General features: G+C 57.0%; 1 rRNA gene. It reads right to left on the bottom strand.

Annotation, left to right across the window (positions count from 1 at the left end):
* Positions 1–29: 29 nt before the first annotated feature.
* Positions 30–146, bottom strand: a 5S ribosomal RNA gene (gene rrf, locus AC1DD5_RS25800).
* Positions 147–398 lie beyond the last annotated feature (252 nt).

The raw sequence follows: 398 nt of genomic DNA, 5'->3' as shown, positions 1-398 counted from the left end.
GTGGGTTGGGGGGTCTCGACCTAATGTGTGTCCGGCGGTGTCCTACTCTCCCACACCCTCCCGGGTGCAGTACCATCGGCGCTGTGGGTCTTAGCTTCCGGGTTCGGAATGGGACCGGGCGTTTCCCCCACGCTATGACCGCCGTAACCTTGTTACCCGTCCCCCCGCACCGGTTGTGGTGGGGGTGGGAAGCTTTGTGGTTACAACATTGTGGTGTTGTTATTTTGTTGTGGTTTTTGTTCCTGCGAGCAACGGGTTTTGTTGTTCGGGAACCACATAGTGGACGCGTGCAGTGTTGTGTGTGGTGTAAGTTGTTGGCCTATTAGTACCGGTCAGCTTCACGAGTCTTTAGTCCTCGCTTCCACATCCGGCCTATCAACCCAGTGGTCTGGCTGGGG

The sequence above is a fragment of the Paenarthrobacter sp. 10L420 genome (genome assembly GCF_056395385.1).
This window is presented reverse-complemented; position numbering and strand designations above follow the sequence as displayed.